The sequence below is a fragment of the Colwellia sp. MB3u-45 genome (assembly GCF_014077005.1).
Classification (GTDB): Bacteria; Pseudomonadota; Gammaproteobacteria; order Enterobacterales; family Alteromonadaceae; genus Cognaticolwellia.
Genome location: NZ_JACGVC010000049.1, coordinates 160764 through 180994 on the forward strand (window position 1 = coordinate 160764; position 20231 = coordinate 180994).

Below are 20231 nucleotides of genomic sequence, written 5' to 3' on the forward strand. Positions count from 1 at the left end.
CTTAATGCCTTTTCGTGTTATTTTTTTGGATGATGTCATTAGCTTTTTCTGACATAAATTGGTTAAGATATGCTGATGCACCAAGCAAACCAGGTTGTTCTTCAGTGACAACAAATGTTGGAATAGGTTGATTAAAACTCGATAAACGCCCTTTCTGTTCAAATCTTTGTCTAAATTCACTGCTAGCAAAAAATTCGATAAAGCGAGGAACAACACCACCTGCAATATAAACACCGCCATAACTACCAAGCGTTAACGCTAGGTTACCGGCGAAACTTCCTAAAATTCGACAAAATTGCGCTAAGGTTTCCACGGCCAATGAACAACTGCCTGCCAGCGCTTTTTCAGTGATTTCTTTTGCTAATAATTTTGTTATCTCGCCATTTTTTTCGAAACTCAAGGCTTGGTATATTTGTTCAATACCTAGTCCTGACAATACTTGCTCGTAGGAAACACGGGCATATTTTTTTGAAAGAAATTGTAAAATGGCAACTTCTTGTTGATCCACGGGGGCAAAGTCTACATGACCACCCTCACCGCTTAAACTATGCCAACCAGAATCGATGGCGATTAAATTAGCTACGCCTAAACCCGTACCAGCACCACAAATAGAAATGGGCTTGTTTGCTACAACATCACCAGCACCTATTTGCACCTTTTGCGCAGCACCTAAATGTGGAATAGCATGAGCTATAGCAGTAAAGTCGTTAATTAGCACCAATTCGTTAAACTGTAACTCTGCTTTGAGTTGTGTTTGTGAAAACTGCCAAGGTAGATTAGTCATCACAATAAGATCTTTATCTACTGGGCAAGCGATAGCTAAACAAGCATTAACGTTCTTACCCACTAATTGCTGCTGTGTAATATAGTTGGTTAATACCTCGGCCAAACTCGTGTAATCGGCACAAGCATAAATGGTGATGTTAGCAATATTACCTTGCGCGTCGACTAACGCCACGCGCATATTGGTGCCACCAATATCAGCAATAATATTTATCTCACTATCGGACATGGTTATCGCTCGCCTTGAAAATCATCATCAAACAGTGAACATGCACCGGTTTCAGCTGAGCTTAAGTTACGACGCATAAAGCCAAATAATTCACGCCCCATACCTTGATGATGACCATTAACTTCAAAAATAGCATTTTTACGTTTTGCTAGTTCAGCATCATCAACTAACAAAGTTAACTCGCCACTTTCGCCATCGAGTAAGATCATATCACCGGTTTTAATTTTTGAAATTAAGCCACCATCTAACGCCTCTGGACATAAATGAATAGCAGCCGGCACTTTACCTGAAGCGCCAGACATTCTACCGTCGGTAACTAAAGCAACTTTAAAGCCTTTATCTTGTAAAACCCCTAATGGTGGCGTTAATTTATGTAGTTCAGGCATACCACGGGCTTTTGGCCCCTGAAAGCGAACAACAGCAATAAAGTCTTTTTCTAACTCGCCAGCATCAAAGGCAATATCAAGTTCGTGTTGATCTTCAAAAACAACTGCAGGTGCTTTAATCACAAAGCTACCTTCGCGCAGTGATGACGTTTTCAACACTGAAATACCTAAATTACCTTTCATAACTTTTAAGCCACCATGGCTACTAAAAGGTTTTGCAGCGGTAGCAATAATTTCGTCATCGCCTGAACTAGTTGCGCCGTCGATCCAAACTAATTTGCCATCTTCCAATACAGGTCGTTGGGTATAACGAGTTAAGCCGCGACCGCAGATGGTCTCAACGTCTTCATGTACCAAACCAGCATCAATAAGCTCTTTGAATAACAATGCCATGCCACCCGCTTCTTGAAACTGATTAATGTCAGCATGACCATTGGGATAAATACGCGTTAATAGCGGTACAGCGTCAGATAAATCATTAAAGTCTTGGAAATTAATAATAATACCGGCCGCTTTGGCAAAGGCGATGATATGCATAGTTAAGTTCGTTGAACCACCGGTGGCTAACAAGGCAACAATAGCATTAACAATTGAACGCTCATCAACCATTTTACCTATCGGCATATAATTACCAGATTGCTGAGTTAAACGCGTAACTTGGCGCGCTGCAGCTTTGGTCAATTCTTCACGTAATTGCGTATTAGGGGCAATAAAAGAAGCGCCAGGTAGATGTAAACCCATCACTTCAACCACTAATTGGTTAGAGTTTGCCGTACCAAAAAATGTACAAGTACCGGCGGTGTGATAAGACGCAGATTCTGCTTCTAATAACTCTTCTTTACCCACTTCACCTTGAGCATATTGCTGACGAACACGGGCTTTGTCTTTATTAGGCAAACCAGAAGGCATTGGGCCAGCGGGTACAAAAACGGTAGGTAAATGACCAAAAGTCATACTGGCAATCATTAATCCAGGTACTATTTTATCGCAAATACCCATCATCAGTGCGCCATCAAACATATTATGCGACAGTGCAACAGCAGTCGACATAGCAATAACGTCTCGGCTCATCAAGCTTAAATCCATACCTGGTTGACCTTGTGTAACACCGTCACACATCGCAGGTACACCACCGGCAAATTGGGCTACGCCACCGGTTTCTTTAACAGCGGCTTTAATAATGGCTGGGTAGTTTTCGTACGGTTGATGCGCTGAAAGCATATCGTTATAAGCAGATATAATAGCAACGTCTGAATGATTAACACCACGTAATGTCGTTTTGTCATCGCTACCACAAGCAGCAAAACCATGAGCTAAGTTACCACAAGATAAACTAGCGCGATGTACAGTAGTTGATTTTTCACCCGCTATCTTTTCAAGGTAAGCCGCTCGGCTTGCTTTACTTCGATCAATAATACGTTGTGTGATCTGTACAATATTTTTATTCATAACTGTTTTATTCATAATTACTTGGCCCAATAAACTTGTGTATTAATGTTTGGTGCTTGTAAAAAAGCCCTGATCGGCATTTCTTTACATACTTGTCCGGCAATAGCTTTAGCCAATACTTGTTTTTTACTGATACCGCTAATGTGTAAAAAAGTATTTTTGCTTTGTGCTAAGGCAGCAAAACTAAAACTAATTCGCTGATGTGGCGCCGTTTTTGGTGTTACTTTCAATAATGCTTGGCTATCCTTGGCCAAGCATTGCGTTATTTCATCACTACAAGGAAATAACGAGGCAGTATGACCATCTTCACCCATACCTAAAATAAGTACATCTAATGGCAATAACTGCTGGTTTGCTGCTAGGTTTAAATCAGTTAAGGTTTCATCGCTAAGGATTTCACCTTGTTTTAAATAGAAAAACTTAGCTTTTACTGCTTCATTTTGCATGAGGTATTCATGCACTAATTTAGTATTACTATCACTTGAGTCAATATCAACCCAGCGTTCATCCGCTAAGGTAATAGTTATAGCTTCCCACGCTAGCTTTTTCTTTGATAAGGCTTGAAAAAAACCTTTTGGTGTTGAGCCACCCGAGACCGCGATACTCGCTTTGCCTTTACTGTCCAACGCCGCCGTTAATAACGCGGCAACTTTATCTGCTAGTGCTTCGTCTAATAATTCACGTTGTTCGAATTCATTAATTTGATACATTATTCTACCCACTGGCGATCATCGCGTGCGATTAAAGAAATTGATGAAACGGGTCCCCATGAACCAGCTGCATAAGGTTTAGGTGCTTCATTGGTTGCTTGCCATGCTTCGATAATACTATCAGCCCATTGCCACGCTGCTTCAACTTCATCACGACGAACAAATAAAGATTGATCACCTTTAATAACTTCAAGCAATAAGCGTTCATAAGCATCAACAACACGTTGGTTGTCGTAAGCTTTAGAAAAACTTAAATCAAGTTTGTTTTCGTGAATTTGCATTTGCGACGCGATACCCGGAATTTTATTCATCATTTCAAGTTCAACACCTTCGTCCGGTTGCAAACGAATGGTCAATTTATTTGACGGTAAATCGGCATAACTCTCACTGAAAATATTATGAGCTTGTTGTTTAAAATGGACCACGATCTCACTGTGTTTTTGCGGCATACGTTTACCTGTTCGCAAGTAAAAAGGTACGCCAGCCCAACGCCAGTTGTCTATCTCTGCTTTAATGGCAACAAAAGTTTCTGTTTTACTATTGGCTTTTGCACCCTCTTCGTTCAAATACCCAGGGACAGCGACACCATTTAAATAACCATCCGCATATTGTCCACGCACGGTTTTATCTTTAACATTTTGTCGAGTAATAGGTTTAAGCGCTTTGATCACTTTTAGCTTTTCATCACGGACACAGTCAGCACTTAATTCAGCTGGTGGCTCCATGGCAACTAACGACAGTACTTGCAACAAATGGTTTTGCACCATATCTCGCATTTGCCCTGCTTCATCATAAAAACCCCAACGCCCTTCGATACCAACACTCTCGGCAACGGTAATTTGGACATGGTCAATACTGTTTCTATCCCAATTATTAGTAAAAAGGCTATTGGCAAAACGCAGCACTAATAAATTTAATACCGTTTCTTTACCTAAATAGTGGTCAATACGGTAAATTTGATTTTCATTAAAGTAACGAGAAACCTGATCATTAATCACTTTAGACGATTCTAAACAATGACCAATAGGTTTTTCCATCACGACTCTGTCTGCATCGTTGATTAACTTAGCCGTTTTTAAACCTTGACTAATATCACCATAAATAGCGGGTGGTGTAGAATAATAATAAACTCTCGCACCCGATGCGGGTGATAAGCTTTCGGCTAATTGCTTGTATGATTTAAGGTCTTTAAAATCAAGCTGTTGATAAACAAGCCTAGCTAAAAACTTGGTCAAGGCTGCAACATCTAATGCTTCAGGTATAAACTCATTTAAGCTTTCATCTATTTGTTTAGTAAATTGCTCAAGTGTTAGTTCATTTCGAGCAACAGCAATAATGCGGGTGTTATCACTCAACAGGCCGGCAAGTTCTAACTGATATAAAGAAGGTAAAAGTTTGCGACGAGATAAGTCTCCCAACGCACCAAAAATAACAATCTCGCTTGCTAAAGGGCAATCTATGTTTTTCATAGTGTGTATTCTCAATTATTTATTTTACTGTAACTAAACTACATATGAGGCTAATTTATCTGCTATAGCCTCGTCAGTAAAGCTCTTTTTTGTAATATTATTACATTCTTTCCATTTCATTTAAAAATAACCACTTCAAGACGACTTTAGTATGAAAATGGATTAAATGTTTGCAAAATTCAGTACTTTTGTTTTATATTAGTCGAAAATATGAAATAAATTTTCATATTTTCTGTTGTTAAGGCAGAAAATAAATTACAGTTACCCTTTATTTGCTCGGTAATTAACCAGTTAAGTAACACGCGAAGGCTTAAACGTAATGAATATATTAGAAAAAATCGCCAACGAGTTAGAGACTTTCAGTAAATCTGAACGTAAAGTGGCAGACGTTATATTATCATCACCTGAAACGGTTATACATGCCAGTATTGCTGCCTTGGCGAAACAAGCTAATATAAGTGAGCCCACGGTAAATCGCTTTTGTCGACGACTCGACACTAAAGGCTATCCTGACTTTAAACTGCATTTAGCACAAAGTTTGGCTAATGGCACACCTTACGTCAATCGCCATGTTGATGAAAATGATTCGGCTGAAGAATATACTTCAAAAATTTTTGAATCAACCATGGCGAACCTAGAGTTAGCGCGTAAAAGTTTAGACAGTTCCACCATAAATCGCTCTGTTGACCTATTAACTCAAGCCAATAAAATTTCTTTTTTTGGCTTAGGTGCTTCTGCGGTTGTCGCACACGACGCACAAAATAAGTTTTTTCGCTTTAATGTGCCTGTCGTCTATTTTGATGACATATTAATGCAACGTATGAGTGCTATAAATAGTTGCCAAGGTGATGTTGTCGTCGTGATATCACATACCGGCAGAACTAAGTCTTTGGTTGATGTGGCAAGTTTAGCACGTGAAAATGATGCCACTGTCATAGGAATAACAACAGCAGGCTCACCATTAGCCAAAGAATGTAATATTGTACTATCAGTTGAGGTTGCTGAAGATACCGACTTATATATGCCAATGGCATCACGTATTGCCCAGCTAACCTTAATTGATTGTTTGGCGACCGGTTTTACCCTGCGTCGCGGGACAAAATTTAGAGACAACTTGAAGAAAGTTAAAGACAGTTTACGTAGCTCACGCTTTGAACGTAAAGACTAATTAGTGGCTATTGATGCATAGCCAACCCTTGATAAATACACAAAATATTATATAAATTTAAGGATTACCATGCCTAGAAGAACCAAAATTGTCGCGACCTTAGGTCCAGCAACTGATGATAGAGCCGTATTAAAAGAAGTACTTGCTGCAGGTGTAAACGTTGTTAGATTGAATTTCTCTCACGGTGTTGCACAAGATCATATCGACCGCGCAAATACAGTACGTGAATTATCGAAAGAGCTAGGCATTTATGTCGGTATATTAGGCGACTTACAGGGACCTAAAATTCGAGTTTCAACATTTAAAAATGGCCCTATACAATTAGTTATTGGTGAAAAATTCGAATTAGACGCCTCATTAGCCAAAGGCGAAGGTTGCCAAGAGAAAGTGGGTATTGATTACAAAAAACTTCCTCAAGATGTAGTGCCAGGTGATATTTTGTTACTCGACGATGGCCGTGTACAACTCCGCGTGCTTGAAACCAAAGGAGATTCAGTTTTCACTGAAGTTACTGTTGGTGGTCCATTATCAAACAACAAAGGTATTAATCGTCAAGGCGGTGGTCTTACTGCTCCTGCTCTTACTGATAAAGACAAAGAAGATATTAAGCTAGCAGCTAAAATTAACGTTGATTTTCTTGCGGTATCTTTTCCACGTGACGCCGCTGATATGCGCGAAGCGCGTTTATTGGCACAAGAAGCCGGTTGTGACGCTCGTTTAGTGTCAAAAATTGAACGTGCTGAAGCGGTAAATGATGACAAAGTGTTAGACGGAATCATTCTAGCGTCTGATGTTGTTATGGTTGCCCGTGGTGATTTAGGTGTTGAAATTGGTGATGCGGCCTTAGTGGGTAAACAAAAACATATTATTCTCCGTAGCCGCCAGTTAAACCGCGTAGTTATCACGGCAACGCAAATGATGGAAACCATGATTGAGCAACCTATGCCTACACGTGCTGAAGTGATGGATGTTGCTAATGCCGTGCTTGATGGTACAGATGCAGTGATGCTTTCTGCTGAAACCGCTGCAGGTAAATACCCGATTGAAACGGTAAAAGCAATGGCGAGTGTTTGTATCGGCGCAGAGAAAGAAAGATCGGTAACTACCTCAAAGCATCGCGTAGAAACAGCCTTTACTGAAGTGTCTGAAACCATTGCTATGTCAGCTATGTACGCGGCTAATCATTTAGTCGGTGTTAAAGCCATCATCGCATTAACTGAATCGGGTCATACCACAAAAATCATGTCACGAATTTCTTCTGGTTTACCGATTTATTCGTTATCTCGTCATGCTAAAACCTTAACTAAAACAGCGATTTACCGTGGTGTTTATCCAGTTGCGTTTGACTCTACAGATGCTGACAATGCTGAAAAAATGGCAGAAGATGTATTGTCTACCGTGGTTAAAGGTTCTGAACTGGTTGTGGGCGATAAAGTGATCTTAACGCACGGCGATGTAATGGAAACTGTTGGGGCAACTAACACCTTAAAAGTGCTAACCTTAACTAAAAGTCACTTTGCTTAATATTGTTTTATAACGGTTAACCTGACTTACCGTGGTGCACGGTAGTTAACCAAAAATAATTAACTAAAAATAGGTAGCTAAAAGCTACCTATTTTTTTGTTTTTTTATCGCGCTATTTGTATTCAGTGTTTAAGTACCGAATACATTAATCATCATTAATTAGATACGCTAAATCGCCAAGTATTTTATCAATTTTTTTGTTGATGCGTTTACGCTGCTTATTAGTTGCCGTTGTCACCATATAAAGAAAAATGTTAGTGAACACCTGATTGTTACTGTTGGTCATGGCATTAAATTTTTCATCTCGTAAACGACGACCGTCAACAAATAAACGATAAAACTCCAATTTAAATTCATGGTCTGGTAAGTTGCCATTTAATAAGTCAGCAAACTGCTGGGTCCAACGTTGTCGGTAAAGCATACGCGGTTCAAATGAGCGCTGATAGCCTTTGCCTAGCAATGTTACTTGCGATTTTTGCTCAGGGCTTAACTTACCAAACCAGTCTTTAAGTTGCTCCTTTTGCTGGTCCGTGCGTTCTTCTAGCCAGTCCTGCTCAGACAAAGCCTCATCATCATCAAGCCTCTCTTGATGAGCCTCTTGTAGTGCTTGTAACAATTGCTGTGTTTGTTCGGTTGACAAACTAACAACCAAAGGCTGTAACTTAGGCTCTGTAGCAATTAAAAAGTTTTGCCAATGCTCAGTAAATTGTACAAAGTTAGCCGCGATGTCCTGCTCATTTATTTGATCGTTAATCGCCATTTTAAGGGCTTTAAGCTGCTGCACATAAGCGGGTAATTGTGTGGTGCGATGCCATAAATGCAGTTGTTCAAACTCATCATCAAAGCGTTGCTGTTGTTGCTCAGTTAGCGTGACATAGTCATCAAGATACCAATGAGTCCACCAATCTAAATGGTTATAGACAAAACGGAAACTACAGCCGGATAAAAACACAGCCATTGATAGCCAAATTAGTATTAGTTTTATTTTCTTCATTTAATATTTCTCGTACAACTTATAGCAATTGAATTAAGCCCAGTTATTGACCTACAGTAAACTATGCGCGCCTTAATGAAAAACTATTTTACCTTAAGGTAAATCACTGCTAATTTGAAATGCATTCCTCGGACATATAAATCGAGAAGAAAGCTATGCCGACTGGTAACACAAATAAGATCAAAACGGTTAAGAGAATCGCTATTTTAACCAGCGGTGGTGACGCACCAGGTATGAATGCTGCTATTAGAGCTATTGTGATTGCCGCACAGCATTACCAAATAGCAGTGATGGGTTTTTATGCCGGTTTTAACGGCTTGATTGACGATATGTCAGTGCCACTTAGCGTTAAAGACGTCGCAAATATTATTCAAAAAGGCGGTACTATTTTAAAAAGCGCGCGCTGCCCCGCGATGAAAACACCCTTAGGTATAACGCAAGCAGCAAGCACTCTGTTAAAAGAAAAAATTGACGCCTTAATTGTTATTGGTGGTGATGGCTCATTTGCTGGCTCAATCGCCTTGCAGCAAGAGTGGTCTGGTCAAGTTATTGGTATTCCTGCCACCATTGATAACGATATTGACGGTAGCGATTTTACTATAGGTTTTTCAACCGCTATCAATACCGCTATAGAAGCAATAGATAAAATTCGCGATACGGCAGAAGCATTTGAACGCATTTTTATTGTTGAATTAATGGGCCGTCATAGTGGTCATATTACTTTTAATGTTGGTATTGCTTGTGCCGCTGAACAAGTTATTTCATTTGAAAATTTTGCCCATAATAATCAAACAAAGGGTGAGCAAGAAAAACTACTCACATTAGCGCAAGAAATAAAACTCGCTCAAGCCAATAGACATGCCAGCTATATTATTGTCATTGCTGAAAATGTATGGCGAGGGGGTGCCTCTGTGTTAGCTCAACAGCTACAAGCCATAGCACATATCGATTGCACTGCCTGTATTCTTGGCCATATTCAACGGGGTGGCTCACCGGTTGCCAAAGATCGAATTTTGGCAACCAAATTAGGCGTGGGTGCTGTACAAGCCATCATAGCTGGAAAATCAAATGTCATGATTGCAGAGCAAAATAACACTGTGGCTACGGTGGCCTTACAAACAGCCATTATGCACCAACAAGGGGTGAGTGAAAGTTTAATACAAGCACAGGAAAATATTTTAGCTTTAACCGCGCAACGTCTTTGTTAAGCTATCGTTTTGTTTGTATTTATTTGGTATTGTTAAGTCATTAAAATTTGGCTTAGTTTGCATTATTTAAGCGTATTTTCTGAAGCTATTTACTGGAGCTATTTACTGAACAAAAGTTTTTTGAGTAAACTTTCAGATTTTTCTTAACGGTTTTTGATGAGCAATCTTGCTTGTTGTTGATCAAAAAACTGTTCGAGAAAATCAATTAAAAGCCGCAATTTTTTTGACGTGGCAGCCCCAGGCGGAAATACCCCATAAACGTCAATGGCTTTAAGCTGGTAATCGTCTAATACCGTTTGCAAACGCCCTGCTTTAATTTTTGGCCAAGCATCATAGGTTGGGATCCGCCCTAAACCATGGCCACCCTCAACAAAAGCCGTTCTTGCCGTAGCATTATTGGTGGTTATTGTGCCTTTTATATCAACGGTATATGACCGACCTGACTTTTCTAGTGTTAACTTATTACTGGCCAGTTTATAAACAACCCAATTATGTTGGCTTAATTCACTTGGCTTTTCGGGGCGACCATATTGCTCAAAGTAGTCTGGTGAGCCACAGAGGCAGGTTGCTAACACAGCAAGCTTTCGTGCTTGCAAGCCAGAATCGGCTAAAGGCGCTCCTCTAATAGCCAAATCAATCCCTTCTTTGACAATATTAACCACTTCATCTGTCAGCATGATGTCGAGTTCAATTTTCGGGTAAATATGACGAAATTTATCTAATGCCGGCACAATAGTATGCAGGCCAACACTTACCGGGCAGGTGATCTTAAGTCGGCCCTCAGGTTCATTTTTAACGTTTTCAATTTGTTGATTAGCAGCGCTAGCCTGCTGAGCAATAATATGACATCGTTGATAATAATCGTTACCTGCTTGTGTTAAGGCAATAGAACGCGTTGAGCGATTCAAGAGCGTAATACCAAGCTGAGTCTCAAGTTTTTTAATATGGTAGCTCACTACCGCCCTAGAAAGCCCAATATGTTTTGCTGCCGCGCTAAAACTGCCTTGCTCGACCACATGCGAAAAAACCACCATACTTTTTAATTGCTCAAAAGAAATATCCACTTAGTCCCCTTATTAGTAGTCACTCTTATTAAAAATTTTACTCAACAAATATTTTTACTGTAGCCAATGGATAAAATAATTGACCAATAGTTAATAAAGATAACGGGGCAAATCAAGCCACCCTATTGATACTTCTATGGATATAAGCCAATAGCACAATGCAGGATAATATTATCAAGTAATACTTACCTATGTCATTGCGCACCAGCATAAAGTTTACTATGTTGAGGTTTGAAGTTGAGATTTGAAGCTGAGATTTGAAGCTGACCACTTAACTGGTCACTTAATTAATCGGCTTGCTACAACTTACACTTAATACATTGTATCAATAATTAAAACAATGTTGTCAAATTTATCTGCATTGTATTAAAAGCAGTTAAGCATATACTTGACGCATGAATGAGATGCATCAATAGGCACTCACAGAAAGTTTACTTTGAAATTAACTACTTTCAACAATAAGCACCTTATTAACTAGCATAGGAAAATTTAAATGACTGTAACAAATACAACTAACGTATTAATGGTAATAACTTCACATGACAAGCTAGGTAACACAGGTGAAAAAACTGGTTTCTGGTTAGAAGAGTTTGCTTCACCTTATTATCAATTAATTGACGCAGGCTTCAGTGTCACATTAGCCTCACCCTTAGGTGGACAGCCGCCGTTAGACCCAAAAAGTGCCGAAGCTGACTTTCAAACTGATGCCACTCGTCGTTTTGAGCAAGACAAAGAAAACCAAGCAGTATTGGCAACAACAACCAAGTTAGAGCTGATTGATGCGAACGATTACGCCGCTGTTTTTTATCCTGGTGGTCACGGTCCAATGTGGGATTTAACCACCAACCAAAAATCAATTGCCTTGATCTCAGCATTTATCGAGCAAAATAAGCCAGTAGCTGTAGTTTGTCATTCAACGTCAGTATTGCTTAATGTTAAAGATAAAAATGGCGCTGCAATCGTACAAGGTAAAAAAATAACAGGTTTTACTAACAGTGAAGAAGACGCAGTACAATTAACCGACATTGTACCTTTTTTACTAGAAGACGAGCTAGTTAAGCAAGGCGCCAACTACCAAAAAGGCGACGACTGGGCATCATTCGTTGTTGAAGATAGCGGTATTATCAGTGGTCAAAACCCAGCAAGTTCAAGCGAAGTAGCCACACGTTTAATCAAGCAATTAAGCTAACAGCTTAACGCTACAGAAAGTAAAGCAGCATAATTTAAAGACACGGGTGTAAAGCTCGTGTCTTTTTATTAGTTTCTGGGTGGTTAAGCTTGTAATATCAAAGCTGATACGCCTTGAAATTAAGTCAAGTTCGCTTGCAAGTCGACCTTGACCCCTTTAATGTCATCGCGATTGCACAGCTTATCTAGCCCTAAGTAACGATAACCTACTAGTCCGGCCATAGTGTCACCTTTTAATGACTCTGGTCATTTATATTCAAACGGATTAGCGCGGGTAGATAAAAGACAATTCGCTTCTTGAGTATCGCCATGTGTCTATTGGTAATTAGTCTCACTGGGATGGTCATGCCAATAATGTGGTGATTAAGCTTAAATCAATAACCCGCCTAATGAAATTATTGCAGAAATGAGTTTCCTTACAGTTTATTGAATTCTTCTAGCCATTCACTGAAGCTAGGTGATACTTTTTTCACTGTATGAAATTGGTGGTCAAAAAACCAAACGGGTATATCTATCTGCTGGCGTTCACAATCACTCAGTTTGAAACAAAACATGTTGCCCTTACAGTCAGAGGCAAACAAAACATGGCCTTTGGGCATGCCACTCATTTCATATAATTTGGATAATGAATAGACATCTTCAAGACTTAAAAAATCTTGTACCTCAGATATATCGACACCTAAATCACATATTCTGCTTAACACATTCGGTGTGTGCACCAAGCCATAATTTGATAGTAAATATTTATAGCTGTTAGGGAGAATAGCCGCTAATCGTTGTTCAAGTTCTGCTATATCAGCGTTATCGATTGGGGTCATCGATTCTTTGCTGGCCCAATTTTTTACAAAAAGATCAATACTGTGCATTTAGAAAATTCCAGAAGTAACGACTATTATATAGCTGTAGATTTTGGTTGATAATTAGCATCGCCGCTGAAAAAGCCAACTGTTACTTGTTATATCTTAAATAAAACATTCACAGCGGCTTATATTATTTAGCTTGGTGCTTGTCCCGTTAAAGCGCTTAACAAATCGCTATTAACATAGATTGTCCTAACTCGATATAAGCACTAGCATCTTCACTAATAGCTTTCGATTTAAGATGATCAGCAAAACCTAGTCTGGCAGTCATGGCCAACCAAAATACGGCACTAATGAAACCCACAACACGCCATAAAGTAGACTTTGCCCATTTAAGCGCCAAAGTGATAGAAAGTACATAAATGACAAAACCAGCTAATTTTGATGATGCCCAACCATTAACAAAGGGATACAAATTAAGTGGATTAACGGCAACGAGGTAAATAAAGGTGCAAACAAAAAGCGTATATAAAATATGTGGCCCAATCTTCAGCAGCTTATTATTGACTTTATCAGAGCCTTTCATTGTTAAGATAAAATTAATCATGAAAAAGATAAAAGTAAGCATAATTATAGTCAGATGGGTGTGCTTAACTATCATGTACATATGGTTGATCCCTAAAGTGCTTTTATTTATTACTAAGACCTGCAGTATATCTTTTGTTTGAGTCAGGCAACACCATAACGCTTATATTAATTCTCTCAATTCTCTCAATTAGCTCAAACGCGTTAGCCTTGACTTATTAATAAATGAAGGCTCACTAGGCAACCACGGCTTTTTTAACCTTTTCTTTATAACTGCGGCTAACTTTTAACTCTTTGCCGTTTGTCATCACTAAATAGTATTCACCATTGAGCTGGCTGCAAAACTTATCAATATAACTTTTGTTCACTATGGTAGAGCGGTGGCTGCGTAAAAATCGTCGAGGGTCTAACACTGCTTCAAGTTGTTTCATGGTTTTACGAAGAATATGCGTGTTATCGTCAGTATGAACACACATATAATCGCCGGCAGCGTCAATCCATAAAATATCTTTTACCGGCACTCGGCTAACTTCACCGGCATCTTTTATCGCTAATACATCAGAATAACTCGACACACTGACCGGTTCGTTATTTTCTAGCTCTTGTAAAATTGTTTCACAATCGTTACCGGTAACGTCACTCACTAAACGCACTAATTTTGACTTATGAAGGGCATTAACTTCACTACTGATACTTTGGCGTATTTTATCTAAGGTTTGAGCAAGACGTTGTTCGTCAGCGGGTTTAAGTAGATAATCCTGTGCATGTACTTCAAAAGCCTGCATAGCGTATTGGTCAAAAGCGGTAACAAATACCACCATAGGTAAATGCAAACCCTGTGCAATAATTGCTTCAACGACTTCAAAACCATTTAAGCCCGGCATTTGAATATCAAGAAATATTAAGTCAGGTTGATAGGTTCTAACGGCTTCTAATGCTTCTCTGCCGTTAGTACATTGGGCAATAATGTTGATGTCTTTGTGCTCTTGCAGACGAACCGCTAAGCCTTTTCTAGCGAGGGGTTCATCATCAACAATTATGGTGTTGAGCTGTTTGCTCATATTCGACCGCCAACTTCATAAGGAATTCGTATACTGATTTTAACACCAGTGGGTATATTGTTGGCAACAACTAACGAAAAATCATTCTGATATAAAGCTTGCAATCGTTCTCGGGTATTGACCAAACCAACACCATTTTCACGAAATAAGTTACCATTTTTGATTTCTGCCCCTGGGCCATTATCAGCCAACTCAATCAGTAAATCGTTACCAAAACGATGCACAGACACATTAATTGCGCCGCCTTGCTCTTGTACTGCTACCGCATGTTTTATTGAGTTTTCAGCTAAAGGTTGTAATATCATGCTCGGCACTAAGGCCAAGTTGCAGTCGCTAGCCACATTAAATGTGACTTGTAAGCGCTCTTCAAAACGTACTTTTTCAATGTCTAAATAAAGTCTTAGGGCTTGCAACTCACTGTCGAGTGTTACTCGCTTCATAGGGTCTTTGTCCAGCGAGTAACGTAAAAACTCACTTAACTTAGTGACCATACCATTGGCGGTTTTGTTTTCTTGTACCAAAATTAGCGTTGATATCGCGTTTAGGGTATTAAACAAAAAGTGAGGGTTAAGCTGATAACGCAGCATTTTTAACTGTGCTTGATGGGCAACCGCATTGGCACGTAATACATTCTGTTTTTCTTTTTGCAGCATTTGATAATATTTAGTACCAAAATATAAAGCACTCCAACTTAAAATAATGAAGAAGGATAATAGACTGTTTTTTGTGTAATAAAGCCAAAAATCAGGGCGATAGCCGTGCTTGTATATTTCCCAATAGTTAATATTTTTTACCACTTGCCATAATACGCCGGTACAATAAGAGGTTAATATCACCACGATGGCGATTTTTAACGGTGTGAAATTCCAAACACGACGATAAATATACCTTAGCGGAACCGTAAATAACCAACCGGCATAGGCATTCAATAAGATAATAATCAGAAAAATATCGCGTAAATCGTGCAGTAATGAACCTAAATAATGTACTAAGGCAAAACCACACCAGCCAGCTGTATGAACCAACCAAAATAAGCGATTTCTATTTTCTACAAACTCTTTCCAATTCACACAAGACACCAATAAGTGGGGTTAGTGCAATTATGCGCTAAGCACACGATGCTAGCACTACCACTAATCTTAAGATTTGTACGTCTTATCTCATTTCATCTAAGAGCCTATTTACCTGTGGATGCCTAGTTGCCAGTAACATTAATTGCTTTATTGACAATATTTTGTACTTTATTAACTGACGGCCCTGATATTGAGATAAATACCATAAACTATTGATTAAAATTGAAAAATCAAAATAACACGTAACTAGTAGTGGCGAAATGTTACTGTTTTTCTGTGTACTCTCTGTTAAATTGTCGATATTTTTTGTTAATTTTTGTTGCTGATTTAAGCGCGTTAATGCTTGCTGATAGAGCGAAGTAATCATTTCAACTTTACTACTATTAATACTATTAACGGCCATTAGCATGCCAAGGTCATACGCTATTGGTGCGATACATGCACATTCAAAATCAATTATTTTATATAAATTTTCTGGGTTTTTAGCCTCATTTTTCAGCGCTATAATATTGCTGTAATTAGCGTCACCATGGCAAAAAACTTGCCTAGTGTGCTGCACTATTTTATGAGTTTCGGCCAAGTTTTGTTGAAAGACATTGACTAAGGATTTTAGCGCCTGATGTTGAGTAGAGCTAAGTACTATATTTTGTAATAATTGCTCAATAGTGGCGGATATATCCAGACTCGGTAAGTAAGACTGTTTTGATAGCTGATCATCGGTTAGTGATATTTTTTGTGTTAAGTTTTGAGGATTGCTGTGACTACTTTCGCTCTTACTACTAGTACCTGACAGAGCAATGTTATGACAGCGCGCCAATAGCGCTATTGTGACGACTAACTTTTCTTCTTCACTCTGCTTGCCATTATCTAGCCCCTGACCTGCTATAAACTCAGTAATTAACCAGTTTCGTCCAACATATATTAGCTTAGGAGAAATGCCAGCTCTGGCCGCGAATTGGCTCGCTAAAGGCTCTATACTGTCCGCGATTAAATACTTGGCAAAATAGGTTTTATTGTCATAATTAACTTGAAAACAAGGCTGGCTTAATCCCGCATTAATGACACTAATATTATCTACCTTGAGATTAAAACAAGGTAGATGGCTTAATTTTAGTGCTAGCGATTGTTGCTGCGGGTCTATTATTGCTTGATCAAATGTCAAAATGCTTCCTACAAGTTACCACGACTCTAGGTTTTATCAGACACTCTTTTAGCCCTGTGTCCGACTTTTTATCTAACAAGCTATCCTGCAACAGAATTATTGATGCACAGGTTATTGTGCTCTTGGGTAAATTGCAGTTTATATTGTTTGCGCCATTGCCAATAACCATAAGCCGCTAAGATCACGAAGCTGCCAAAGAGTGCTGCTGTTGGGATCAAGCCCTTTTCAACATAGAGATAAATCGATACTAGATCAATCACAATAAAATATAACCAATTCTCTAGTACCTTTTGGGTAATTAAATAAGTAGCAAACACCGCAAAAACCGTGGTGGCACTATCAAGATATGGAAAATGTGCTGGGGTATAAGTCGCCATTACCCAACCTAAAACTAACGACACAAGCGTTAAAAGCACAATAATACGGCTATGGCGTTGTAAGGTCCATTGGCTATACAAAAGCCTATTCGAATCAGTATGGGTCTTGGAGGGCTTATTTTTATGCCAGCAAAACCAACCATACACAGCCATCAATAAATAATATAACTGCAGCACGCTGTCCATCCAAAGATAAACATCATAAAAAATAACCGTATATAACACAGTACTTAATATGGCGGCAGGCCAGCACCAAATACTACCTTTTGCCGCTAACACCACATACAGTAATGATGCTACAACCGCGATCAACTCTAATAAGGGCAAGGTGGTGAAGTAAGTAACAATTTCACTGGATGCACTGATTGCATTCGCCATTATGTTTCGGCTTCTACAACAGAGCGATCGCCACCTATAAACTTGCAAATAAATACCGCAGCATTTAGCGTTTGATGTACATGTTTAATTTCTGCCATCACATGCGCCGTGGCTAAGTCATAATCGCCAAATACTTGTGTACTCATACCGTTGGTCACTACCTTGAGCCCTGGAACTAAGCGTAAACGTTTAATGAACGCCCATATTTCTGTTTTAAATTTTTCTTCCGCTAATGGGTATAAACTAATTTCAATTGATATTTTCATAAATAACTTTCTTCTTATTTGACCAGTACCACGTTGTAGCCTATTAAACACTTTATCTAATATGCTACAACATTCATTGATATGTAAACTATTTGCCAAGACCTAACGGATAGAGGCAAGTTGCTAAGCACAAGTATTGACCTATATTTCCTTAGAAATTATAATCAAATGTTGCACCAAATACCGCCGGCTCAGCTAATTGATAATAGGCTTTTGCGCTATATTCGTCTCTTGGATCATTGCCAAAATAGAAACCACGCGTAGCATAACTTTCATCAAACAAATTACGCGCCCATACCTTCACTTGCCAGTCATCTTTTGCATAACTCATTGACATATTAACCACTTCAATGGCTGCAGATTTCTCGTTATGACTATCAGAGAATAAAAATTCGTCTTTACCGTCAACAGAAATATTCACCCGTAAGTGATCTGATAATTGATAATTCAAACCAAGATTAAATTGGTAGCTAGGGGCATGTGCTTGTTCGTCACCTGATTTATCATTGCCGTCAGCATCAATGAAGCCATTGTATTGGGTATCTAACAATCCAACAGCGCCATAAATTTCAAGTTCAGGGCTAATCTGCCACCCTGCCTCTAGTTCAAGGCCTAAATTGGTGCCGGTTGCCGCATTACCTAAATATGAAACAAAGTCGGTACTGCCGTCTTCACGTTCTTGTAAAAATGACGTGCGCACCTGCATATCATCCCTGTCCATGTAAAATACGGCGCTACGAACATAGGCTTGATTATCCAATAAACTGACTTTATAGCCTAATTCGTAATTCCACAAATACTCAGCCGTGAACTCACGAAGTTCAGTGGGTAAACTGCCCTCAGTGTTGGCGCCACCGGCCTTGTAACCACGATTCACTGAGCCATAGAATAAATTATTTTTATCCGCTTGATACGACAACACCACTTTACCACCTACCATGGTATCGCTTGGATCAAAACTAAGTTGCTCTGAATCGGTATAATCTGCGTTTCTGCGCTCTAACCTTAAACCAGTTGTTAGACTTAACTGTTGAGTCAGTTGGCTATCAAATTGTATGAATGCTGCAATATTATCGCTATCAAAAGACGAGCTAAAATCACTAGACAAATAGGTATATTGACGTAATAAATCTTCTTTTTCTTGCTTGAAGTATATGCCTGTTACCCAAGCGGTACTGCCATTGAAAATTTCACTTCCTTGCTCTGAAAGCGCTCTTAGCTCAAATGTTGCTGATGTTTTATCACGAAAATAATGATCTTCTGAGCTATATTCCCAAGCCGGACGAATACCCACATAGGCCCAATCTTCATCATAGCCGTAGTCTAATGCTGAGTCAGCATAGCTGATGATAGTTTCGAGCGTAAAATCGCTAAAGCCTTGATAGGTAAATTTAGTCGCTAACGCTTTGGTATCTTGGCGATCAAAACCGGGTTGGTCTGATAAGGTATGACGTGTATTGTCCAGTGAAAAGGCATCATAGCCATTGTCAAAATCAGCAATAAATGTAGTTATATCAAGAGTTAAATCTTTGCTTATCGCAATAGCTAACTTACCACGCATGGTTAATTCATCACGGTTGTTAGTATCATCACGATTTAAAAAGTCATTATCGATAAAACCATCACTACGGTACTGTTCAACCGCTAAACGATAATTCACCTTTTCAGTGGCTGGACCGGATAAAACCAAACCGGCGCTATAACTGTCATAATTTCCAGCAGAGAGTCTTACTTTACCTTCAAAGACATCGGTAGGCGCACTTGAAGTGATATTGATCATGCCGGCCATAGCATTAGCACCAAAGCGCGTACCTTGAGGACCACGATAAACTTCAACTTGTTCAACATCGAAAGTTGACGCTATGCTGCCAATACTGGAAAAGTCTATACCGTCGATCACTAAACCCACAGAGGGGTTAATCGGTTCTTTGAATTGGCTACGCTCACCAATACCACGAATTTGATAATACCTAGCGCGTTGTGTGCCACTAGAGAAATTAACATTGGGTGTACGAGCAATTATTTCTTCTAAGTTCTGTGCATTACGCGCGCTAATTTCATCGCTAGCGATAACAGATAAAGAACTGGCGGTTTTTTGTAGTGACATAGAGCGGAAGTCACCGTCTATGGTAATCACTTCTATTGTTTGCTCTGCAGTGTTAATAGGAGTGTCAGCGGCAAAAGTTGTAGAAGCAACAATGCTGGTTAAAATAGCTAAAGTAATGGGTGATTTTATAAATGTCATTATGATCTCATAAATTCGATTAGGAATACGTTATGGGATCCGGCATGGGGAAGTGAGGTAGCTACTCGGTATTAATCTGTAGCATTATAGTTAGCAAGCGAGTAATGCCTAA

18 protein-coding genes are annotated in these 20231 nt (G+C 39.2%); 4 read left to right on the forward strand and 14 right to left on the reverse strand.

The genetic code is table 11. The annotated features are described in order from the left end of the window. Position 1: 1 nt before the first annotated feature. Genes H4J41_RS11750 through zwf form a run of 4 tightly spaced genes read right to left on the reverse strand, consistent with a single transcriptional unit; the run spans position 2 to position 5026 of the window. On the reverse strand, positions 2 to 1012 hold the full coding sequence (locus tag H4J41_RS11750; protein WP_182137905.1) for a glucokinase: 1011 nt from the start codon (positions 1010 to 1012) through the stop codon (positions 2 to 4). Between the two features lie 2 nt (positions 1013 to 1014). Beyond that, entirely contained in the window at positions 1015 to 2847 is a 1833-nt protein-coding gene (gene edd / locus H4J41_RS11755) for a phosphogluconate dehydratase (protein WP_182138012.1), read from the reverse strand. A 17-nt stretch (positions 2848 to 2864) separates the two neighbouring features. Beyond that, positions 2865 to 3557, reverse strand: coding sequence for a 6-phosphogluconolactonase (gene pgl, locus H4J41_RS11760; RefSeq protein ID WP_182137904.1), 693 nt, complete (start codon positions 3555 to 3557; stop codon positions 2865 to 2867). Then, positions 3557 to 5026, reverse strand: a complete 1470-nt coding sequence (gene zwf, locus H4J41_RS11765) for a glucose-6-phosphate dehydrogenase (RefSeq protein ID WP_182137903.1) — start codon at positions 5024 to 5026, stop codon at positions 3557 to 3559. The genes pgl and zwf overlap by 1 nt, the downstream gene beginning before the upstream one ends. Before the next feature lie 319 nt (positions 5027 to 5345). On the opposite strand from zwf, the gene H4J41_RS11770 reads away from it, so the two are divergent. Further along, a complete protein-coding gene (locus tag H4J41_RS11770) occupies positions 5346 to 6194 on the forward strand; it encodes a MurR/RpiR family transcriptional regulator (RefSeq protein ID WP_146881122.1) in 849 nt (282 codons plus the stop codon). Positions 6195 to 6263: 69 nt separating this feature from the next. Then, positions 6264 to 7718, forward strand: coding sequence for a pyruvate kinase (gene pyk, locus H4J41_RS11775; protein WP_182137902.1), 1455 nt, complete (start codon positions 6264 to 6266; stop codon positions 7716 to 7718). A 145-nt stretch (positions 7719 to 7863) separates the two neighbouring features. Here the strand turns inward: pyk and H4J41_RS11780 are convergent, their stop codons facing one another. Next, on the reverse strand, positions 7864 to 8712 hold the full coding sequence (locus H4J41_RS11780) for a DUF6279 family lipoprotein (RefSeq protein ID WP_182137901.1): 849 nt from the start codon (positions 8710 to 8712) through the stop codon (positions 7864 to 7866). Between the two features lie 155 nt (positions 8713 to 8867). Between H4J41_RS11780 and H4J41_RS11785 the strand changes: the two genes are divergently transcribed. Continuing rightward, the gene (locus H4J41_RS11785; RefSeq protein WP_182137900.1) at positions 8868 to 9920 is read left to right on the forward strand and encodes an ATP-dependent 6-phosphofructokinase; all 1053 of its coding nucleotides are present in this window, start codon (positions 8868 to 8870) and stop codon (positions 9918 to 9920) included. A gap of 143 nt (positions 9921 to 10063) precedes the next feature. On the opposite strand, the gene H4J41_RS11790 is transcribed toward H4J41_RS11785, so the two are convergent. Beyond that, the gene (locus H4J41_RS11790; protein WP_182137899.1) at positions 10064 to 10984 is read right to left on the reverse strand and encodes a LysR family transcriptional regulator; all 921 of its coding nucleotides are present in this window, start codon (positions 10982 to 10984) and stop codon (positions 10064 to 10066) included. Positions 10985 to 11477: 493 nt separating this feature from the next. Between H4J41_RS11790 and H4J41_RS11795 the strand changes: the two genes are divergently transcribed. Next, entirely contained in the window at positions 11478 to 12173 is a 696-nt protein-coding gene (locus H4J41_RS11795) for a type 1 glutamine amidotransferase domain-containing protein (protein ID WP_182137898.1), read from the forward strand. A 415-nt stretch (positions 12174 to 12588) separates the two neighbouring features. Here the strand turns inward: H4J41_RS11795 and H4J41_RS11800 are convergent, their stop codons facing one another. The 8 genes from H4J41_RS11800 to H4J41_RS11835 all read right to left on the reverse strand — a co-directional run bounded on the left by H4J41_RS11800 (position 12589) and on the right by H4J41_RS11835 (position 20119). After that, entirely contained in the window at positions 12589 to 13038 is a 450-nt protein-coding gene (locus tag H4J41_RS11800; protein WP_182137897.1) for an SMI1/KNR4 family protein, read from the reverse strand. Between the two features lie 157 nt (positions 13039 to 13195). After that, complete coding sequence (locus H4J41_RS11805) at positions 13196 to 13639, reverse strand: SirB2 family protein (protein ID WP_182137896.1); 444 nt, start codon at positions 13637 to 13639, stop codon at positions 13196 to 13198. A gap of 154 nt (positions 13640 to 13793) precedes the next feature. Continuing rightward, positions 13794 to 14618 carry a LytTR family DNA-binding domain-containing protein gene (locus H4J41_RS11810; protein ID WP_182137895.1) on the reverse strand — a complete coding sequence of 275 codons (825 nt, stop codon included), beginning with the start codon at positions 14616 to 14618 and terminating at the stop codon, positions 13794 to 13796. After that, positions 14615 to 15688: a sensor histidine kinase gene (locus H4J41_RS11815; RefSeq protein ID WP_182137894.1), complete on the reverse strand. Its 1074-nt coding sequence runs from the start codon at positions 15686 to 15688 to the stop codon at positions 14615 to 14617. The genes H4J41_RS11810 and H4J41_RS11815 overlap by 4 nt, the downstream gene beginning before the upstream one ends. Before the next feature lie 85 nt (positions 15689 to 15773). Then, positions 15774 to 16853, reverse strand: coding sequence for a phosphotransferase (locus H4J41_RS11820; RefSeq protein WP_182137893.1), 1080 nt, complete (start codon positions 16851 to 16853; stop codon positions 15774 to 15776). Positions 16854 to 16933: 80 nt separating this feature from the next. Further along, a complete protein-coding gene (pnuC, locus tag H4J41_RS11825; protein ID WP_182137892.1) occupies positions 16934 to 17608 on the reverse strand; it encodes a nicotinamide riboside transporter PnuC in 675 nt (224 codons plus the stop codon). Beyond that, entirely contained in the window at positions 17608 to 17874 is a 267-nt protein-coding gene (locus tag H4J41_RS11830) for a hypothetical protein (RefSeq protein WP_182137891.1), read from the reverse strand. Before H4J41_RS11830 ends, pnuC begins: the two co-directional genes overlap by 1 nt. A 151-nt stretch (positions 17875 to 18025) precedes the next feature. Beyond that, positions 18026 to 20119: a TonB-dependent receptor gene (locus tag H4J41_RS11835; protein WP_182137890.1), complete on the reverse strand. Its 2094-nt coding sequence runs from the start codon at positions 20117 to 20119 to the stop codon at positions 18026 to 18028. Positions 20120 to 20231: the final 112 nt, after the last annotated feature.